We start from the raw sequence: 19,165 nt of genomic DNA on the forward strand, positions 1-19,165 counted from the left end.
TGACTGCAGGGCGCGCATTTTGGTACACCTGCTGTAAACGATACCGGTTTAATGACGCATTTATGCTCACCCGGCTGTAAACGACACCTGTTTTAATGACGCATTCATGCACACCCGGCTGTAAACGACACCCGTTTTAATGACGCATTTATGCGTAGCTGGCCGCGAATGACACCTGTCTTAGTGACTAAATTATGCGCAATTGGCTATAAGCCCCTACTTTCTGTGCGCCATGTCACACGCTGCGCTTGAAAGACAGTAACTATCAAAACCTTCGGTTCATCCAAATATATTCTTTCACGATGTGCGGTTATCTTTACCGGACAATGTGAAGCAAACGGAGCCGAAAAATGAGCACGCACGACAATAACGATAATCCAGCAGCGTCAGGTAAGTGCCCCTTTCATCACGGGGCGTCTGAAGAAAAAAGCGTACTGGCACGTGGCGCGGGGAGCGGAACAACCAACCGCGACTGGTGGCCAAATATGTTACGTGTCGACCTGTTAAACCAGCACTCCAGCCGTTCCAATCCCCTCAGTGAAAACTTCAACTACCGCGACGAGTTCAGCAAGCTGGATTACCCGGCGTTAAAAGCGGATATCCGCGCTATTCTGACCGACTCTCAATCCTGGTGGCCAGCCGACTGGGGCAGCTATATTGGGCTGTTCATTCGCATGGCGTGGCACAGTGCCGGTACTTACCGCACCGTGGATGGTCGTGGCGGTTCCGGCCGTGGTCAGCAGCGTTTCGCACCGCTGAACTCCTGGCCGGATAACGTCAGCCTCGATAAAGCGCGTCGCCTGCTGTGGCCGGTGAAGCAGAAGTACGGGCAGAAAATTTCCTGGGCCGATCTCTACATTCTGGCGGGCAACGTATCGCTGGAGAACGCCGGTTTCCGCACCTTCGGCTTTGGTGCCGGACGTGAAGATGTGTGGGAACCGGATATGGATGTGGATTGGGGTAACGAAACTGAATGGCTGGCGCATCGCCACCCAGAAAGTCTTGCCAATGCGCCGGTGGGTGCCACCGAAATGGGTCTGATTTACGTCAACCCGGAAGGCCCGGAAGCCAGCGGCGATCCAAAATCAGCTGCGCCAGCCATTCGTGCCACCTTTGGCAATATGGGCATGAACGATGAAGAGATCGTCGCGCTGATTGCCGGTGGTCATACATTGGGTAAAACGCACGGTGCGGCTGCCGCCAGCCATGTAGGTGTTGATCCAGAAGCCTCGCCTCTGGAAGCGCAGGGCCTCGGCTGGAGCAGCAGCTACGGCAGTGGCGCAGGTGCGGATGCCATTACTTCCGGCCTGGAAGTGGTATGGACACAGACACCTACCCAGTGGAGCAACTACTTCTTCGAGAACCTGTTCAAATACGAATGGGTGCAGACACACAGCCCAGCGGGTGCGATCCAGTTTGAAGCGGTGGATGCAGAAGCGATCATTCCAGACCCGTTCGATCCGGAGAAAAAGCGTAAGCCCACCATGCTGGTGACCGATCTGACGCTGCGTTTTGACGAAGAGTTCGGCAAGATCTCTCGCCGTTTCCTCAACGATCCGCAGGCGTTCAATGAAGCTTTTGCCCGTGCCTGGTTCAAACTGACCCATCGTGATATGGGGCCAAAAGCGCGTTACATCGGCCCTGAAGTGCCGAAGGAAGATCTGATTTGGCAGGATCCGTTGCCAGCGGCAACACATCAGCCAGGCGCTGATGACATCACTGATCTGAAAGCAAAAATTGCGGCTTCAGGTTTAAGTGCCAGCCAACTGGTCTCTGCTGCCTGGGCATCTGCTTCCACTTTCCGTGGCGGTGACAAACGTGGCGGCGCCAACGGTGCACGTCTGGCACTGGCACCGCAAAACGGTTGGGCGGTCAATGCCAGCGTGATTCATGATGTGCTGCCAACTCTGCAGAAAATTCAGCAGGAGTCAGGTAAAGCGTCATTGGCGGATGTGATTGTGCTGGCCGGCAGCGTCGGCATCGAACTGGCTGCCGCAGCGGCAGGTGTCGCGGTACAAGTGCCGTTTATTCCGGGCCGCGTCGATGCACGTCAGGACCAGACTGAGGTTGAGTCGTTCGATGTGCTGCAACCGCTGGCGGATGGTTTCCGTAACTATCGTCGTATCGCAGGTGGCTCATCCACCGAAACCTTGTTGCTGGATAAAGCACAACAACTGACCCTGAGCGCACCGGAATTAACCGTGCTGCTGGGTGGTCTGCGCGTGCTGGGCACCAACTTCGATGGTAGTCAGCACGGTGTGTTCACCGATCGTGTCGGCGTACTGAGCAATGACTTCTTCGTCAATCTGCTGGATATGCGCACCGCATGGCGCGCTACCGATGAGAGCGCCGAACTGTTCGAAGGCCGCGATCGTGCCAGTGGTGAAGTGAAATACAGCGCCACGCGCGCCGACCTGGTGTTTGGTTCCAACGCCATCCTGCGTGCACTGGCCGAAGTCTATGCCAGCAGCGATGCCAAACAGAAGTTCGTCAATGACTTCGTGGCAGCCTGGACCAAGGTGATGAATCTGGATCGCTTCGAGCTGTAATTTTAGGGAAAACGAAAAGGCAGCCTTACAAGGCTGCCTTTTTTTACGCGTATTCAAATGCCTATGCGCGATAAAACGCGCTTTACTTCAACGTATACCCATCGGCATCGCGCCATGCCGGGAAGCGATCGCGGTAGGCTTGCAGATCGTCCAGTGACAGCTCCGCATCCAGCCGGGCGCGGGCAAAAGGTTCGCCAGCGGCGAGTATCTCACCGAGCGGCGAAATAATCCGGCTGTCTCCGCTGTATTGATGGCTATTGCCGTCGCTGCCGACACGGTTACAACCGGCGACATACGCCTGATTTTCAATCGCACGGGCCATCAGCAAAGACTGCCAGTGCAGTGCACGTGGTGCTGGCCAGTTGGCAACATAGAGCGCCAGATCGTAATCATTGTGATTGCGTGAGAACACCGGGAAACGCAGGTCGTAACAAATCTGCGGCAGAATACGCCAGCCGCGCCAGGTAAACACTTCTCGCGTATCGCCTGCAACATAGTGTTCATGCTCATTCGCCATGCGGAACAGATGGCGTTTGTCATACTGATGAACAGTGCCATTCGGCTCAACCAGCAGAAAACGGTTCACGGCACCTTTTTCGGTCTGGATGGCTGCGCTGCCACCGACCAGCGCATTACTGGTTTTCGCATGGCCGTGCAGCCATTCAATGACCTGTTGCTGCGGCAGCGAACTCTCCGCTGCTTCCATGGCAAAACCCGTGGTGAACATTTCAGGCAGCAGAATCAGATCGCGACCTTCAATGCCTTTCAATACGCCATCGAAGTGATGCAGGTTGGCTTCGCCATCCATCCAACTCAGGGTTTCCTGCAGAACGGTAATTTTTAAAGCTGACATAAGCGCTCCGCAGCGGCGATAAGTGTCGCGGGTTGTTTGGCAAAACACAGGCGAATCAGCTTGTGCGGGAACGGATCGGCGCAGAATACCGACAGCGGAATGGCTGCCACGCCAATTTCTTTGGTCAGCCACTGGCAGAAACTGACGTCATCCAGATCGGAAATGGCGCTGTAATCCAGCAGCACAAAGTAAGTGCCTTCACACGGCAACACCCTGAAGCGGCTACCCGACAATGCATCAACCAGGCAATCGCGGCGTGCGCGATAGAAGGCGGGCAGGTCACGATAATGTTCTGGCTCCTGACGCAGCATATCGGCAATTGCCAGCTGCGCCGGGGTATTGACCGAAAACGTCAGATACTGATGTACTTTACGGATTTCGGCGCTGATCGCTGCTGGTGCAACACAGTAGCCCACTTTCCATCCGGTCATATGGAAGGTTTTGCCAAACGAAGAGACGGCAATGGCACGCTGGCGTAACTCGGCATGCGCTAACACGCTGGCGTGGCCCTCTGCATCAAAACAGATGTGCTCGTAGACTTCATCGCTTAGCACATAGATTTCCTGCTCAGCGATCGCCTGCCATAACTCGGCATAATCGCTTTTACGCCACACGGTCGCAGAAGGGTTGTGCGGCGTATTCAGAATCACTAAACGGGTTTTCGCGCTCAGCAGGCTGCGGAATTCGCTCCAGTCCACGCGGAATCCCGGTGGCTGCAATGCAATGCGTTTCAGCACGCCGCCGGCCAGTTGAACAGCAGGCGCGTAACTGTCGTAGCTGGGATCGAAGCAGATCACTTCATCGCCCGGACGCACCAGCGCCGTAATGGCGGCATACAGCGCTTCGGTCGCGCCCGCGGTCACGGTAATATCGTTGTTAACATCGGGCGTGTGACCGTAAAGCTCAGCGGTTTTATCGGCAATCGCTTCACGCAGGGGTAACACACCGATCATCGGCGCATATTGGTTTGCGCCCTGGCTCACATGATAGGCCAGACGATCCTGTAAATATTGCGGGCCGTCAAAATCCGGAAAACCCTGTGATAAATTGATGGCGTTGAACTGCGCGGCAAGGGCGCTCATTTGCGTGAAAATCGTGGTGCCGAGTGCCGGTAATTTGCTCTCGGGAGTCAGGTTGAGCTGCGTCATTATTTAGTGGCCTTAAGCGCGAATGTCGATGCGGAGAAACCCTGTGTTGCTGCCACTCTACACAGGATGCTAATATTTGGCAATCGAGACGCTTAGACGTCTAAACCTATCAGCGGAGCCTCACCTTCACTATGACGGATTTTCTCCCACTGGAACATTTAGTGGCCGCCTGCCACTGGATTGGCGCAAAAGGCTGGGCACCCGCTACCGGCGGAAACATGTCGGTGCGTCAGAACGCGGAATACTGCCTGCTGAGCGCATCGGGTAAAGATAAAGGTAGCCTGACACGTGATGACTTCATTCAGGTTGAGATCGCCACCAACAGCGTGCCTTCCGGGCGCAAACCGTCGGCGGAAACCGGGCTGCATACCTTAATTTATCGTCTGTTTCCGCAAGCGGGTGCCGTGCTGCATACTCATACGGTGAACTCCACTGTGTTGTCGCGCGTGGAGCGTGGAAGCGCATTACTGCTGAGCGGTTATGAGATGCAGAAAACCCTCGCGGGTCAGGAGACGCATCTCAATACCGTTGCGATTCCCCTGTTTGATAACGACCAGGATATTGATGCACTGGCGCAGCGCATTGAAGCGTTTGCTGCCGAGACGCCGTTGCAGTATGGCTTCCTGCTACGTGGTCATGGCTTAACCTGCTGGGGCAAAGACGTCAACGAAGCGCGCCGCCACCTGGAAGGGCTGGAATTCCTGTTTGAATGTGAACTGCAACGTCGACTGCTGGAGACCCAATGATTCGCGCGATAGTTACTGATATTGAAGGCACCACCAGTGATATTCAGTTTGTGCACAATGTCCTGTTTCCTTATGCACGTCAGCATCTGGCAGCCTTCGTGCGGGATAACCAAACGGATGAGAAGGTGGTTGCGGCGCTAAACGCAGTGCGTGAAGAGTCAGCGGCGCCACAAGCATCGTTGGATGACCTCATCGCCACGCTGATTGGTTTTATCGATGAAGATCGCAAATCGCCCGGTTTAAAAGCGCTGCAGGGGATGATCTGGCGTGCGGGTTACGTTGAAGGTCAGTTCACCGGCCATCTTTATCCCGATGTGCTGCCTGCTTTTGAACGCTGGAAGCAACAGGGGATTGCCCTGTATGTTTATTCCTCGGGATCGGTGCCTGCGCAGAAACTGTTATTTGGCTACAGCGATGAAGGTGATTTAACCTCGCTGTTTAGCGGCTATTTTGATACCGCGGTGGGCGCCAAGCGTGAAACTCAGTCGTATCACAACATCGCCGAACACATTGGCCTGGCACCGTCTTCGTTGCTGTTCCTGTCAGATATCCATCAGGAACTGGATGCCGCGGCACAAGCAGGCTGGCACACATTGCAGTTAATTCGTGGCGAGGCCGATAACGCCAGTCGCCATCACCAGGTAAACGATTTTTCGCAGATTAATCCGGAGTCGATTTAACATGAGTGCACTGACAATTTTTAGCGATACCGAATCCAGCCAGCCACTGTGGCACAGTACCGATGCCGAGGCGATTCGCGAGCGCCTGAACGCCAAAAACGTTCGGTTTGAGCGTTGGGAAGCGGATCGCGATCTGGGGAACGACCCTGATGCTGAAACGGTGATCAAGGCCTATCAGCACGCGATCGATCGTCTGGTGGCAGAGAAAGGCTATCAGAGTTGGGATGTGCTGAGCATGCGAGCTGACAATCCTAACAAGCAGGTGTTGCGCGAGAAGTTCCTGAATGAACACACGCACAGCGAAGATGAAGTGCGTTTCTTCGTTGAAGGATCTGGTCTGTTTTGCCTGCATATTGGCAATGAGGTTTACCAGATTCTGTGCGAGAAGAATGATCTGATTTCAGTACCTGAAGGCACGGCGCACTGGTTTGATATGGGCTCTGAACCGCACTTTACCGCGATTCGTATTTTCGATAATCAGGAAGGCTGGATCGCCAACTTTACCGGCGACAAGATTGCGGATGCTTATCCCCGTCTGGCATAACGCGCTGTGCGCGTAAACCTGCACACGACAAAATGGATTAAGGCATTGAAAGGTCACTCTTCAGGGTGCATCTGACAACATAGGGCTCGTCCTCATAAGGTCGCCATTGATGGCGACCTTTTCATTTCTGGCGCACCGTAAACACAGGATACGCCATCTGGCGCACCCTTAAGGCTGAAAAATCCCTTCCTTAACCTGCTCTGGCGTCACGACGCCGGTATCCAACACCCAACCGCTGATCAGTGCAGCTGGGGTGACATCAAATGCCGGATTGAAGACCACCGCGTTATCCGGTGCCCACTGCACACTACCAAAACTGCCGGATACGCCGGTGACTTCACTGGCGGCACGCTGCTCAATCGGGATGGCATCGCCGTTCGGGCATTGACGATCCAGCGTGGTGTGCGGCGCCGCCACATAGAACGGAATGCCGTGATAGTGCGCCAGTACCGCCAGGCTGTAGGTGCCGATTTTGTTCGCCACATCGCCGTTAGCGGCAATGCGGTCTGCGCCGACCCAAATCGCATCGACCACGCCGCGCGCCATTAAACTTGCAGCCATCGAATCGGTGATCAGCTGGTGGGGAATGTGCAGCTCGCCCAATTCCCACGCGGTTAAACGGCCGCCCTGCAGCAGTGGTCGCGTCTCATCCACCCAGACGCTTTTCACTAATCCTTGCTGATGGGCATGCGCAATCACGCCCAGTGCTGTACCCACGCCTGCGGTGGCGAGACCGCCGGTATTACAGTGCGTCAGCAGCTGGCTGCCTGGCTTGACCAGAGCGCTGCCAGCGCGGGCAATGTTGTCACACAGCTGCTTATCTTCTGCCACCAGGCGCAGCGCTTCGGCGCTCAGGGCGTTGACGTGATCGCTCTCCGCCAGCGCAATCTTCATACGATCCAGATTGTTCATCAGGTTGACGGCAGTCGGGCGCGACGCACGCAACACCTCCAGCGCTTCCGCCAATGCCGCGCGGGTGACACCTTGCTCGCCCAGCAGCGCCAGCAGCAAGCTGGCTGAAAGGCCAATCAGCGGGGCACCGCGCACGCGCAGCGCATGGATGTGATCAACCAACTGCGTCACAGTGTGCGCAGGCAGCCAGTTTTGTTGTTGTGGCAGCGCTTGCTGGTCGAGGATCCACAGTTGATTATCGCGGACCTCAAGACTGGTGGTACGAAGTGTTTGCATGGTGTGAAATCCCTGTTGCGTTAATAGCGGCTATTGTGCCAACATGCGTGACGGATGTATAGACGTCCAAACGGCTTATTACTATCGAATGTCGAGGAACAGGCAATGTCGCAATACCGTACCTTCACCGCTGCTGATGCGGTGGAATATGCTAAAAAATTTGGCGGTGTGGACGATCCGTCAGCGCTGGTCAGCGCAGAAGAGATCGGCGATGGCAATCTCAACCTGGTGTTCAAGATTTTCGATAACCAAGGACAGAGCCGCGTGGTGGTGAAACAGGCACTGCCCTATGTGCGTTGCGTGGGTGAGTCCTGGCCGTTAACGCTGGATCGCGCGCGCCTCGAAGCGCAGACGCTGGTTGAGCACTATAAACATTGCCCAGAGCACACGGTTAACGTCACCCATTACGATGCCGAACTGGCGGTGATGGTGATGGAAGATCTCTCCAGCCATCGCATCTGGCGCGGCGAGCTGGTGAAAGGGGCTTACTACCCTGAAGCGGGGCGTCAGCTGGGCGAATATCTGGCGCAGACGCTGTTTCATACTTCTGATTTTTTCCTGCATCCGCACAAGAAAAAGGCCGAAGTCGCGCGTTTCATCAACCCGGAAATGTGCGAAATCACCGAAGACCTGTTCTTCAACGATCCCTTTATCGATCACGAGCGTAATAAATATCCGGCGCCACTGGAGCCGCTGGTGGTCAGCCTGCGCACTGACGATGCGCTGAAAATCGCGGTGGCCAGGCTGAAGCACCGCTTCTTTGCGGATGCCGAAGCGCTGCTGCACGGCGATGTGCACAGCGGCTCAATCTTCGTGGCCGATGGTAGCCTGAAGGTGATCGATGCGGAGTTTGGCTATTTCGGTCCGATTGGCTTTGATGTCGGCAGCGCGATCGGCAATCTGCTGATTAACTACTGCTGCCTGCCGGGCCTGCTGGCCCCGCGTGAAGCGGCAGAAGGGCGTGAACGTCGTCTGAGCGATGCGCATGAAGTCTGGACGCAGTTCTCCAGCCGCTTCCTTGAACTGGCTCACGCCAAAACCTCTGATGTGGCGCTGGCGTATCCGGGCTATGCGGAAGCCTTCCTGCGCAAAGTATGGAGCGACACCATTGGTTATTGCGGCACGGAACTGATTCGTCGCACCGTGGGCATGTCTCATGTGGCCGACTTCAAACAGATCGCCGATGAGACCATGCGGACAGAATGCATTCGCAGTTGCATCACGCTGGGCCGTACGTTGATTCTCGCGGCAGATCATATTGCGGATGTCGATGCGCTGATTGCGCGCATTCGTCAGGCGGGGTAAGTCAGGCTCCAATCTTATAACCGCGCCATTCACTGCGCGCTTTGGCCGCGAAACCGCTATGTGTATGCGGGATAAGTTATGCCTGGCCCATCAAAAAAGCCTCCGTCAGGAGGCTTTTTCGTGTTACGCGGCTTCACTGGCGCGCGTGGCGCCTTTATCCTGCGGCTTTGGTGAGGCCAGTGCCTCCGGCACAAACTCATCGACGTTGATGGCTTTGAGACGGCTGGCTTCAGCGCGCGTCAGTACTTTGGCTTCGCTCTCATCAATCCAGCCCTCTTTCAACGCACGCTGTGCCAGCGCATCCAGACGGGTAAACGACAGATGTTTTTTCTGCTGCTGGCAAAGACGTTCATGAATCACTTCTGCGGCCATCACATCCTGCAGCGCCTGCTCCAGTTGGCCGGCTGGATTGTGTTCGCTTGGCGTCAGGTACATGCCACGGCCCAGACGTGTACGGGTGGCTGACGGCAGTTGCAACAGCTTCGCCAGTTTATGATCCAGTTTGTCAGACGGTGCCGGGCAGTGTTTGCCACCGGCGAAGATCACCATGCGCAGCGCGCCTGCCACCAGACGATTAGGGAAATTACGTAGCAGGTCATCCATCGCCACCTCAGCCTGATGCAGCGCATCCTGCACGCCCCAGTGCACCAGCGGCAGATCGGCTTCATTGCGGCCTTCATCGTCAAAGCGTTTCAGGGTAGCAGAGGCGAGGTACATCTGGCTCAGCACATCCCCCAGACGTGCTGAGATACGTTCACGACGTTTCAGGCTGCCGCCTAACACCGCCATCGACACATCTGACAGCAGCGCCAGGTTGGCGCTCAGACGGTTGAGCTGCTGATAGTAGCGGCGGGTCACGTCGCGGGTTGGCGACGCGCTGGTGCGGCCGCCGGTTAAACCGAGCCACAGACTGCGCACTTTGTTGCTACCGACATGGCCAATATGGCTGAACAAGGCACGGTCAAAAGCCACCAGATCGTTTTTAGCCGCCGCGTTCATCTCTTCCAGCACCCATGGATGGCAGCGAATCGCGCCCTGGCCAAAGATGATCATGCTGCGCGTCAGGATATTGGCGCCTTCCACGGTAATCGCAATCGGTGCGCCCTGATAAGCTCGCGCCAGGAAGTTGTTGTCGCCCAGCATAATGCCTTTACCGCCGGCGATATCCATCGCATCGATAATGGCGCGCTGGCCGCGGTGGGTGCAGTGATACTTCACGATAGCGGATAGCACCGCGGGTTTTTCACCCAGCATAATGCCGCTGGTGATAAGCGTAGCCGCCGCATCCATCACGTAGGCGTTACCGGCAATGCGTGCCAGCGGTTCTTCGATCCCTTCCATTTTACCGATAGAGACTTTGAACTGACGACGGATATGCGCATAAGCACCGGTTGCCAGCGCAATGCTTTTCAGACTACCGGTCGAGTTGGAAGGCAAGGTGATGCCGCGACCGACTGACAGGCATTCAACCAGCATCCGCCAGCCCTGACCGGCCATCGACGGGCCACCGATGATGAAATCGATCGGCACGAAAATATCTTTACCGCGTGTTGGACCGTTCTGGAACGGCACGTTAAGTGGGAAGTGGCGATGGCCAATCTCTACGCCCGGCGTTTGCGTCGGGATCAGGGCGCAGGTAATACCCAGCTCTTCAGTCTCACCCAGCAGATGATCGGGATCGGAGAGTTTAAAGGCCAGGCCGAGCACGGTAGCAATCGGTGCCAGCGTAATGTAACGCTTGTTCCATGTCAGGCGCATGCCCAGCACTTGCTGACCTTGCCATTCGCCCATGCACACCACGCCAGTATCCGGAATGGCACCCGCATCCGAACCCGCTTCCGGGCTGGTCAGCGCGAAACACGGAATTTCATCGCCGCGTGCCAGACGCGGTAAATAGTGATCTTTCTGCTCATCGGTGCCGTAATGCTGCAACAGCTCGCCTGGGCCGAGTGAATTAGGTACACCCACGGTGATCGCCAGGATACCGGAAACGCCCGCCAGTTTTTGCAAGACGCGCGCCTGAGCATAGGCAGAGAATTCGAGGCCGCCATACTCTTTCTTAATGATCATGGCGAAGAAGCGATGCTGCTTGAGATACGCCCACAGTTCCGGCGGAAGATCGGCCAGTTCGTGAGTGATCTGGAAATCATTCGCCATACGACAGGCTTCTTCGACCGGCCCCTCGAGGAAGGCTTGTTCCTCTTCCGTCAGACGTGGCTGCGGATAGTTGTGCAGTTTCTGCCAGTCTGGCTTGCCACGAAACAGATCGCCTTCCCACCAGGTCGTACCGGCATCAATCGCTTCCTTTTCCGTACGCGACATCGGCGGCATCACTTTCTGGAAGCTGTGCAGCGCAGGTTTGGAGAACATACTGCGACGCATGGCAGGCAGGTTGAAGGGCAGCAGGATAATCGCCAGTGGCAGCAGCAGCCACGGCGTCCACAGGCCTGCAGCAGCCAGCCCGGCAGTCCATAGCAACAGGACAACACTGCTGAGCCGCAGCGAAACTTGATGGTAGAAGAGGGCGCTAATGACAATCAGCGTCGCGACAATCGAGGCAAGCAACATAATGAACCGCTCCGTAAGTTGTAAGAGGTCTGACCTGTTATAAGGTAAGGTTTAGAGCAGTGGCTGCTTTTTAGCAATCTGTTTACATCGCAATTACAACGGAACTCACAAAATCGCACTCTCTGGAGACCAACAGAGCAGGAACGGCAAAGCCTGAGCATTTTTCCCCGATGCAGGCGCTTTGCGGCTTTGTCCCATTCCGTTAAACTTGCAGGGTAAATCTTTCCTCTAAAGGACATCCCTATGTATCAGGACATTATTCGCTCAGAACTTAATGAAGCAGCCGATACGCTTAATAAGTTCCTGAGTGACGAAGCGAACATTCACGCGATTCAGCGCGCGGCAGTCTTGCTGGCAGACAGCTTCAAAGCAGGGGGCAAAGTGCTTTCCTGTGGCAACGGTGGTTCTCACTGTGATGCGATGCACTTTGCTGAAGAGCTGACGGGGCGCTACCGTGAAAATCGTCCTGGCTACCCGGCGATTGCCATCTCTGATGTAAGCCACCTTTCCTGCGTCAGCAACGATTTTGGTTATGACCATGTGTTCTCGCGCTATATCGAAGCTGTAGGCCGTGAAGGTGATGTGCTGCTGGGCCTGTCCACTTCAGGCAACTCGGCGAACATCATCAAAGCGGTCGAAGCGGCACGCGCCAAAGGGATGAAAGTGATTACCCTGACCGGTAAAGATGGCGGCAAAATGGCAGGCACAGCGGATATCGAAATTCGCGTACCGCATTTTGGCTACGCTGACCGCATTCAGGAGATTCACATTAAAGTGATTCATATCCTGATGCTGCTGATCGAAAAAGAGATGGTTAAGTAATGACGCGTCACTCCTGCTCACGCGGGAGTGCTGACTTAAGGCGGTTGCTATGTGCGAATTGCTCGGGATGAGCGCCAATGTCCCCACGGACATCTGTTTCAGTTTTACCGGTCTGGTGCAGCGTGGCGGCGGAACCGGGCCACATAAAGATGGCTGGGGCATCACTTTCTATGAAGGAAAAGGGTGCCGCACATTTAAAGATCCTCAGCCCAGCTTTAACTCACCGATCGCCCGCCTGGTGCAGGATTACCCGATCAAATCACATTCCGTGGTCGCTCATATCCGCCAGGCGAATCGTGGTGAAGTGTCGCTGGAAAACACCCATCCGTTTACCCGTGAGCTTTGGGGACGTAACTGGACCTACGCGCACAACGGGCAGCTGAAAGGCTACAAACAGCTGGAGACCGGGACTTTCCGACCCGTTGGCGAAACGGACAGTGAGAAAGCGTTTTGCTGGATCCTGCATAAGCTGTCTGAGCGTTATCCGCGCACTCCGGGCAACTGGCCGGCGGTATTTCGCTACATTGCTGAGCTGGCGGCTGACATGCGTGAGAAGGGCGTGTTTAACATGCTGCTGTCGGACGGTCGTTATCTGATGGCGTTCTGCTCGACCAATCTGTATTGGATCACTCGGCGTGCGCCATTTGGCAAAGCCAAGTTGCTCGATCAGGATGTAGAAATTGATTTTATGCAGCAAACAACGCCGAAGGACGTTGTGACGGTGATTGCGACACAGCCGCTGACAGGAAATGAAACCTGGCACCGGATAGTGCCAGGCGAGTGGGCATTATTTTGCCTGGGTGAGCGCCAGGAATGACTTCGAGGCAGCATCCGGTGTAGCAATCACCGGCGTGCTGTTCACCGCATATTGACCCGTCGTCGTCACGTTAACCGTTGGCGGTATGTGGTACTTCTCAAAGTACGCATAACCCGGCTGCAGTTCACGCCAGAAGTTGATGTACGTTGAGTAGCGATGACGCTGCATGTTGCTATCGGTCATATGGAACGGATAGATATTGATCTGTACATCCTGCTGACCGTTGCGCAGCGCAGCGTTGACGTAGGTAAAGATCTCATCCATTGATGCGTTGGTCATGGCGTAGCAGCCAATTGAGACGCAATCACCGTGAATCATCAAATAGTTACCGTCATAGCCTTTATCACGATCGTATTGATTCGGGAAGCCGGTATTAATCGCGCGGTAGAAACGGCTGTCCGGTTTTAACTGGTTCAGCTTAACGTTATAAAACCCTTCCGGACTTTTAAAATCGCCCTGACGACGCTTAGGCCCTAAACCGCCAGAGAAATTACAAATGCGATAGCTGTCCAGCAGACGATATTCATTACCGATTTTGCCGTACAGTTCCAGCGTACGCTCTTCCTTGAAGATCTGAATAAAAACAGGGGTGCCAAGTAATTGTTTCTTTAACTCTTTGCTCACCGGTGCCGACAGTTGCGTTGGCTCTGGCGAAATGGCCCAGCTAAGGACTGGCATAAGAATCATCGCAAGCCACAATGCGATTCTGCCCATTCTGTGTGTACCTTGAAGTGAAGAGAGACGATGACGCTGAGCGTCTTGGTATTGCATTATCGGAAATATCCGCTACCGCAGCGCAACATTAACATTGTCTGAGGTTTAATCAAGACAGTCTCCGAGAAAATGGTGCAATCCTGAAGGGATTACGACCAGAATTTTGTAAACTTTAATTCGTCGCTCAACAAATATTGCCGAAGTTTCTTACTGCTGTATACTTATCCAGTATTCGGAGGGCGTATGCGCAAAATCATTCATGTCGATATGGACTGCTTTTTCGCGGCCGTTGAAATGCGCGACGATCCTTCATTAACGGATATCCCTATCGCCATTGGCGGCAGCCGGGTGCAGCGTGGCGTTATCAGCACCGCCAACTATCCCGCGCGCAAATATGGCGTGCGCAGCGCAATGCCGACGGCAATGGCGCTCAAGCTCTGCCCGCATCTGAAATTACTGCCTGGACGCTTCGATGCCTACAAAGAGGCGTCACGCCAGATCCGCGATATTTTCGCACGCTACACTCCATTGATTGAGCCCTTATCACTGGATGAAGCGTATCTTGATGTTACCGATAGCGAGCATTGTCAGGGCTCAGCGACGCTAATGGCGCAGGCGATACGTGCCGATATCCTGCGCGAAACCGGTTTAACCGCCTCGGCGGGCATTGCGCCGATCAAATTCCTCGCCAAGATCGCCTCCGATTTGAATAAGCCCAACGGGCAATACGTCATTACACCGCAAGTGATGCCGGACTTTTTACTGACGCTGCCGTTGAGCAAAATTCCAGGCGTAGGAAAAGTGGCGACCAAAAAACTGGAAGAGATGGGACTGCGCACCTGCGCCGATGTGCAGAGAGCCGATCTCGCCTTGCTGCTGAAGAGATTTGGTAAATTCGGCCGCGTGCTCTGGGAGCGCAGCAACGGCATTGATGAGCGTGATGTGGTGGTGGAGCGCGAACGCAAATCGCTCGGTGTCGAACGCACGCTGATGGAAGACATCCACAGCTGGGAGCAGTGTCTGGCCATCATTGACTATCTCTATGCTGAGCTGGATCGACGTCTGACAAATATCCGGCCCGACAAGCAAATTGCGCGTCAGGGGGTGAAGCTCAAATTTAATGATTTCCAGCAGACCACGCAGGAGCATGTTTGGCCGGTACTGAACAAGGATGACATGATCGCGGTGGCGCGGCAGGCATGGGATGAACGGCGAGCCGGACGCGGCGTGCGGTTGGTGGGATTGCATGTGACGCTGGTGGATCCGCAATTGGAGCGGCAGTTGGTGTTGGGTTGGTAAAAACGGCGATTTCATCAGCGTGATGCTGGTTAGCAGCGATAGGTCAGCCCGACCGCCGCACAGGCCATTTCTGATACGCATAAAAAAAGCTGCCATTTAAAACGGCAGCTCTCCTTGAGTATGGTCTTAGCTAACCAGCATGCCGGCTTAAGCGCCGCCATATTCGGCCACTAAATCACTTCTTAGCGTACTTCGCTTCCAGCGTGGCAAACCACGGCGCAACAAAATCGTTGTTCACACCCCAGCCTGGAATGATCTTGTTCAGGGTTGCCACGTTAATCGCCCCTTGTTGGCTGTTCAGCAACTGCTGCGAAATGGAAGACGCCTTAAACTCGTAGCTTGCCGGAGTGGCTTCACCCGCGATTTTATTGGCCACTAAGCGCATATTGACCGCACCGATGGTTTTTGGATCGACCGCGACCGTCTGCACCCATGGGCTGTTCTTCTCATGCATCAACTGCAAGTCCTGGTTGGATACGTCAATACTGTAGATTTTGATTTCAGTACGACCATTCTCCTGCAGCGCTTTGTAAGCACCCTGACTGAATGCGTCCCACGATGCCCAAATCGCATCTATTTTGCCTTTTGGATATTTTGCCAGGATCGCACCCACTTTGTTGGCGGTGTCGCCCTGTACATCGGTAGAAACTGCGCCAATGGATTCCAGCTGATGAATGCCTGGATTCTCTTTCAGCAATTTCTCATACACCACCTGGCGACGTTCCTGCGGCGGGAAGCCTGCGACCCACAGTTTGATGATGTTGGCTTTACCATGGAAATCACTGATCAGCTGACCCAGTGACGCCTGCGCCAGCGAGGCATCATCTTGCGCAGTGACGGTCACGCCTTTGATCGGCGTATTCACCGGGGTATCAAAGACGGACAGTTTGATCCCTGCATCGACAATGTGTTGCACCAGCGCGGTGGAGTAGGGTTCTTTGCCGTGAGAGAGAATGATGCCATCGTATTTCTGGCTGATCGCCTGATTAACGAAGTCCTGGAAACGCGCATCATCGCCATTACTCAAGAAAGTACTGACTTTAAAGCCCAGTTGACGACCTTGCTGAATGGCACCGGCAATAAACTGTGTGGTGTTATCGTCTGAGCCCAGGTTACGGATGATGGCGATGCGCACCGGGCCTTCGTGATTCGCAATCGCAGCAGGGACCGGGGTAACCGTATCGGCAAAGGCAGCGTTGGCGTTCAGCAGGCTTAATGCCAGCAGCGAAAGGGTCATTTTTTTCATTAGAATCTCTTTCTCAGTAAACGCGCCTTAGCGGCGCTGAATGTAGGTAATTGCCAGTGCCAGAGCCAGCACCAGGCCTTTGATAATGTCCATGGCGTAATAAGGCACGGACAACATCACCAGCCCGTTCTGCAACACACCAAGAATCACCGCGCCCACCAGCGTACCGAGCGCGTTAGGTTTGCCGGAACCGGCCAGCGAGAAGCCAATCCATGCCGCGGCAACGGCATCCATTAAATAACCGCTGCCGGCATTCACCTGGGAAGAACCAATACGTGATGCCAGCAAGATACCGCCCAGCCCGGCCAGCAGGGATGCGAGTACATAGGCCAGAACGCGATAGCGCGTGGTACGAATACCGGAAAGTCGTGCGGCTTCTGGATTGCCCCCCAGCGCGTACATGCGACGGCCATGTTTGGTTAACGACAGTGCCAATTGCGCCACAATCGTCACCACCAGCATGATGATGACAATGGTCGGCACCTGACCCAGCAAGCCAAACGCCGCCGGAATGGTGCCTTCCGCCATATCGCCGCTCGGCATCACCATATTCTCGGTAATCGAACCGCCGAAGCTGTAAGTCATCGCCACGCCCTGAATGACAAACAGGGTTGCCAGCGTAGCCAGCATGTCGGGAATGCGCAGAATCACGATCAGGAAGCTGTTGAGCAGCCCCACCAGGGTGCACAGCAGGAGCGTAATGATGATCGCTTCGGTGGTGCCAAAGCCATGCCAGACAAACAGCGAAATCACCAGCGCATTGGCCAGTGAGGCCGTTGAGCCCACCGACAAATCGAAGCCGCCGATGGTCAGCGAAATCGACACGCCAATCGCAATCACCGTGACGATAGCAATCGAACGCAGGATGTTGATGATGTTGGTGGGCTCGAGGAAGCTGTCCGATGCCAGGCCAAACCCGGCGATCAGGATCACCACGGTCAGCAACATGCCCCATTTATAGAGAAAATCGAATAATTTATGACGCAGAGAAGGCTGCGGGTTCAGGGATAGTTCTTTGCTGCTCACGCAGGGGTTCCTCCGGTGGAATAAAGCAATAGCATCTCTTCAGTGGCCTCACGACCTTCCATCTCTGCCACAATGCGCCCATCCCAGAGCACACAAATACGATCACATAAGCCGACCAGTTCGGAAAACTCGCCCGAAGCGTAAATGATGCCTTTGCCTTCGCGCGCCAGGCCATCAATCAGACTAAACAGGTCGGTCTTGGCTTTGATGTCGACGCCTTTGGTCGGCTCATCAAAAATCAGCACATCGGCGTTATTGCGCAGCCATTTACCAATTGCCACTTTTTGCTGGTTACCGCCCGATAGGCGACGCAGAATCTGCGCCGGGCCAGTGGTGCGCACGTTGAGGCGCTGAATCACCTCTTCAGCCCAGCGCCAGGCCTGACGATGGCCGAACAGGCTCCAGCGGGAAAAGCTGTTGTCGGCGCTGACGCTCAGATTCATGCTCACCGGTTCATCGATAAAAATACCTTCCTTGCGACGCTCTTCTGGCACCAGCGCCATGCGGTTTTCCACCGAATCATGCGGAGAACGCGGCCGCCACGGTTTGCCGTGCAGCTCGCCTTTTTCGACGCGGCTTTTGCTGGCGCCAAACAGCGCCTTGCACAGCTCGGTTTTCCCCGCGCCCGCCAGGCCTGCGATACCGAGAATTTCACCTTTGCGCAGATGCAGTGAAATATCTGCCAGCAACTGGTCATCGTGCAAACCCTCCACCGACAGCAGCAGCGGCTGTTCGCTACGTTCGCGTCGTGGTGGATAGACATCAGTCAACTGGTGTCCCAGCATCTTCTCAACGATCTGCTCCCCGCTCAGGGCCGCCATTGGGCTGCTCTCAATCAAGCGGCCATCACGCAGCACGGTTAAGCGGTCGCAAATCGCTTTGAGTTCGTGAATGCGGTGGGAGATAAACACCACGCCAATGCCGTTATTTTGTAAACGACGCACCACGGTAAACAGACGCTCGCTTTCATGCTGATCCAGCGGCGCAGTCGGCTCATCCAGAATCAGAAAACGGCAATGGTGGGAGAGGGCGCGCGCCAGCAATATTTGCTGCTTCTCAGCCAGCGAGCAGCGTTCCACCAGACGATTAACATCGATGTTCACTTCCAACTGATTGAGCAGGGCACGCGCCTGGCGACGGATTTCACGCCAGCTATAGACATGGCCGGGTTCTGCCAGCCGATCGAGCAGAATGTTTTCCGCCACGCTGAGCTGCGGCACCAGCGCCACATCCACTTCCTGCTGCACCAGATGAATACCGAGTTTTTTAGCATCGCGCGGTGAACGAATGGAGACTGGCACATCGTCTAGCAGGATCTCGCCACTGTAATCACGGTGCGCGCCTGATAGCACCGCCATCAATGTGGACTTTCCCGCGCCATTGGCCCCGGTCAACGCATGCACCGACCCGCCTTCGGTAAGGAAGTCGACCTGGGTCAGCGCGGCAAAACCGCCAAAAACGATGGAGATATTACGCATCTCCAGGCGGTTAATCGCACTCATGGGGTCAGGCCTTTCATTAAAAGAGTGGGTGGCATTTTTTCTGAACCCATAACGCTGGGCAACAAATGAAAGCGCATAAGCTAGCACGAAATCTTATTAGCCATCCAGACATCTGGGTGTAACGGCGTCTAAAACTGGTGAGGCAGTGTGGAGTGGTA

16 protein-coding genes are annotated in these 19,165 nt (G+C 55.1%); 8 read left to right on the forward strand and 8 right to left on the reverse strand.

From position 1 onward, the window contains the following. Positions 1 to 350: 350 nt before the first annotated feature. The gene (gene katG, locus VI01_RS01170) at positions 351 to 2,549 is read left to right on the forward strand and encodes a catalase/peroxidase HPI (protein ID WP_045813717.1); all 2,199 of its coding nucleotides are present in this window, start codon (positions 351 to 353) and stop codon (positions 2,547 to 2,549) included. 82 nt (positions 2,550 to 2,631) lie between these two features. Here the strand turns inward: katG and VI01_RS01175 are convergent, their stop codons facing one another. Further along, positions 2,632 to 3,402 (reverse strand): amidohydrolase, encoded by a 771-nt coding sequence (locus tag VI01_RS01175; protein ID WP_038648801.1) that lies wholly within the window; start codon positions 3,400 to 3,402, stop codon positions 2,632 to 2,634. Continuing rightward, a complete protein-coding gene (locus VI01_RS01180) occupies positions 3,390 to 4,550 on the reverse strand; it encodes a pyridoxal phosphate-dependent aminotransferase (RefSeq protein ID WP_038648799.1) in 1,161 nt (386 codons plus the stop codon). The genes VI01_RS01175 and VI01_RS01180 overlap by 13 nt, the downstream gene beginning before the upstream one ends. Before the next feature lie 131 nt (positions 4,551 to 4,681). Between VI01_RS01180 and VI01_RS01185 the strand changes: the two genes are divergently transcribed. From VI01_RS01185 to VI01_RS01195, 3 genes are read left to right on the forward strand one after another with little or no spacing between them, the layout of a single operon-like run. Further along, positions 4,682 to 5,296 carry a methylthioribulose 1-phosphate dehydratase gene (locus VI01_RS01185; protein ID WP_034825370.1) on the forward strand — a complete coding sequence of 205 codons (615 nt, stop codon included), beginning with the start codon at positions 4,682 to 4,684 and terminating at the stop codon, positions 5,294 to 5,296. Further along, a complete protein-coding gene (gene mtnC / locus VI01_RS01190; protein WP_038648794.1) occupies positions 5,293 to 5,976 on the forward strand; it encodes an acireductone synthase in 684 nt (227 codons plus the stop codon). The genes VI01_RS01185 and mtnC overlap by 4 nt, the downstream gene beginning before the upstream one ends. A gap of 1 nt (position 5,977) precedes the next feature. Continuing rightward, complete coding sequence (locus VI01_RS01195) at positions 5,978 to 6,520, forward strand: acireductone dioxygenase (RefSeq protein WP_038648791.1); 543 nt, start codon at positions 5,978 to 5,980, stop codon at positions 6,518 to 6,520. Positions 6,521 to 6,688: 168 nt separating this feature from the next. Here VI01_RS01195 and mtnA read toward each other — a convergent pair whose 3' ends face one another. Further along, complete coding sequence (gene mtnA, locus VI01_RS01200; RefSeq protein ID WP_045813718.1) at positions 6,689 to 7,708, reverse strand: S-methyl-5-thioribose-1-phosphate isomerase; 1,020 nt, start codon at positions 7,706 to 7,708, stop codon at positions 6,689 to 6,691. A gap of 105 nt (positions 7,709 to 7,813) precedes the next feature. On the opposite strand from mtnA, the gene mtnK reads away from it, so the two are divergent. Continuing rightward, positions 7,814 to 9,013: an S-methyl-5-thioribose kinase gene (gene mtnK, locus VI01_RS01205; protein ID WP_045813719.1), complete on the forward strand. Its 1,200-nt coding sequence runs from the start codon at positions 7,814 to 7,816 to the stop codon at positions 9,011 to 9,013. A 123-nt stretch (positions 9,014 to 9,136) separates the two neighbouring features. Here the strand turns inward: mtnK and fadE are convergent, their stop codons facing one another. Beyond that, complete coding sequence (gene fadE, locus VI01_RS01210) at positions 9,137 to 11,581, reverse strand: acyl-CoA dehydrogenase FadE (RefSeq protein ID WP_038648783.1); 2,445 nt, start codon at positions 11,579 to 11,581, stop codon at positions 9,137 to 9,139. 243 nt (positions 11,582 to 11,824) lie between these two features. Here fadE and lpcA point away from each other — a divergent pair, with 243 nt between their 5' ends. Together lpcA and VI01_RS01220 are read left to right on the forward strand one after the other, a co-directional pair. Then, positions 11,825 to 12,403: a D-sedoheptulose 7-phosphate isomerase gene (lpcA, locus tag VI01_RS01215; protein ID WP_034825351.1), complete on the forward strand. Its 579-nt coding sequence runs from the start codon at positions 11,825 to 11,827 to the stop codon at positions 12,401 to 12,403. 49 nt (positions 12,404 to 12,452) lie between these two features. Further along, positions 12,453 to 13,220 carry a class II glutamine amidotransferase gene (locus VI01_RS01220; protein WP_045813720.1) on the forward strand — a complete coding sequence of 256 codons (768 nt, stop codon included), beginning with the start codon at positions 12,453 to 12,455 and terminating at the stop codon, positions 13,218 to 13,220. On the opposite strand, the gene dpaA is transcribed toward VI01_RS01220, so the two are convergent. Beyond that, positions 13,191 to 13,934, reverse strand: coding sequence for a peptidoglycan meso-diaminopimelic acid protein amidase (dpaA, locus tag VI01_RS01225; RefSeq protein WP_038648778.1), 744 nt, complete (start codon positions 13,932 to 13,934; stop codon positions 13,191 to 13,193). The two genes, VI01_RS01220 and dpaA, sit on opposite strands and share 30 nt — an antisense overlap. A 243-nt stretch (positions 13,935 to 14,177) precedes the next feature. Here dpaA and dinB point away from each other — a divergent pair, with 243 nt between their 5' ends. Then, a complete protein-coding gene (dinB, locus tag VI01_RS01230) occupies positions 14,178 to 15,233 on the forward strand; it encodes a DNA polymerase IV (protein ID WP_045813721.1) in 1,056 nt (351 codons plus the stop codon). Between the two features lie 175 nt (positions 15,234 to 15,408). On the opposite strand, the gene VI01_RS01235 is transcribed toward dinB, so the two are convergent. Genes VI01_RS01235 through VI01_RS01245 form a run of 3 tightly spaced genes read right to left on the reverse strand, consistent with a single transcriptional unit; the run spans position 15,409 to position 19,007 of the window. Then, positions 15,409 to 16,479 (reverse strand): sugar ABC transporter substrate-binding protein, encoded by a 1,071-nt coding sequence (locus tag VI01_RS01235; protein ID WP_045813722.1) that lies wholly within the window; start codon positions 16,477 to 16,479, stop codon positions 15,409 to 15,411. Between the two features lie 27 nt (positions 16,480 to 16,506). Next, entirely contained in the window at positions 16,507 to 17,505 is a 999-nt protein-coding gene (locus VI01_RS01240) for an ABC transporter permease (RefSeq protein ID WP_038648770.1), read from the reverse strand. Next, positions 17,502 to 19,007, reverse strand: coding sequence for a sugar ABC transporter ATP-binding protein (locus VI01_RS01245; protein WP_045813723.1), 1,506 nt, complete (start codon positions 19,005 to 19,007; stop codon positions 17,502 to 17,504). Before VI01_RS01245 ends, VI01_RS01240 begins: the two co-directional genes overlap by 4 nt. Positions 19,008 to 19,165: the final 158 nt, after the last annotated feature.

The organism is Pantoea sp. SM3 (genome assembly GCF_000963995.1).
GTDB lineage: Bacteria > Pseudomonadota > Gammaproteobacteria > Enterobacterales > Enterobacteriaceae > Pantoea > Pantoea rwandensis_B.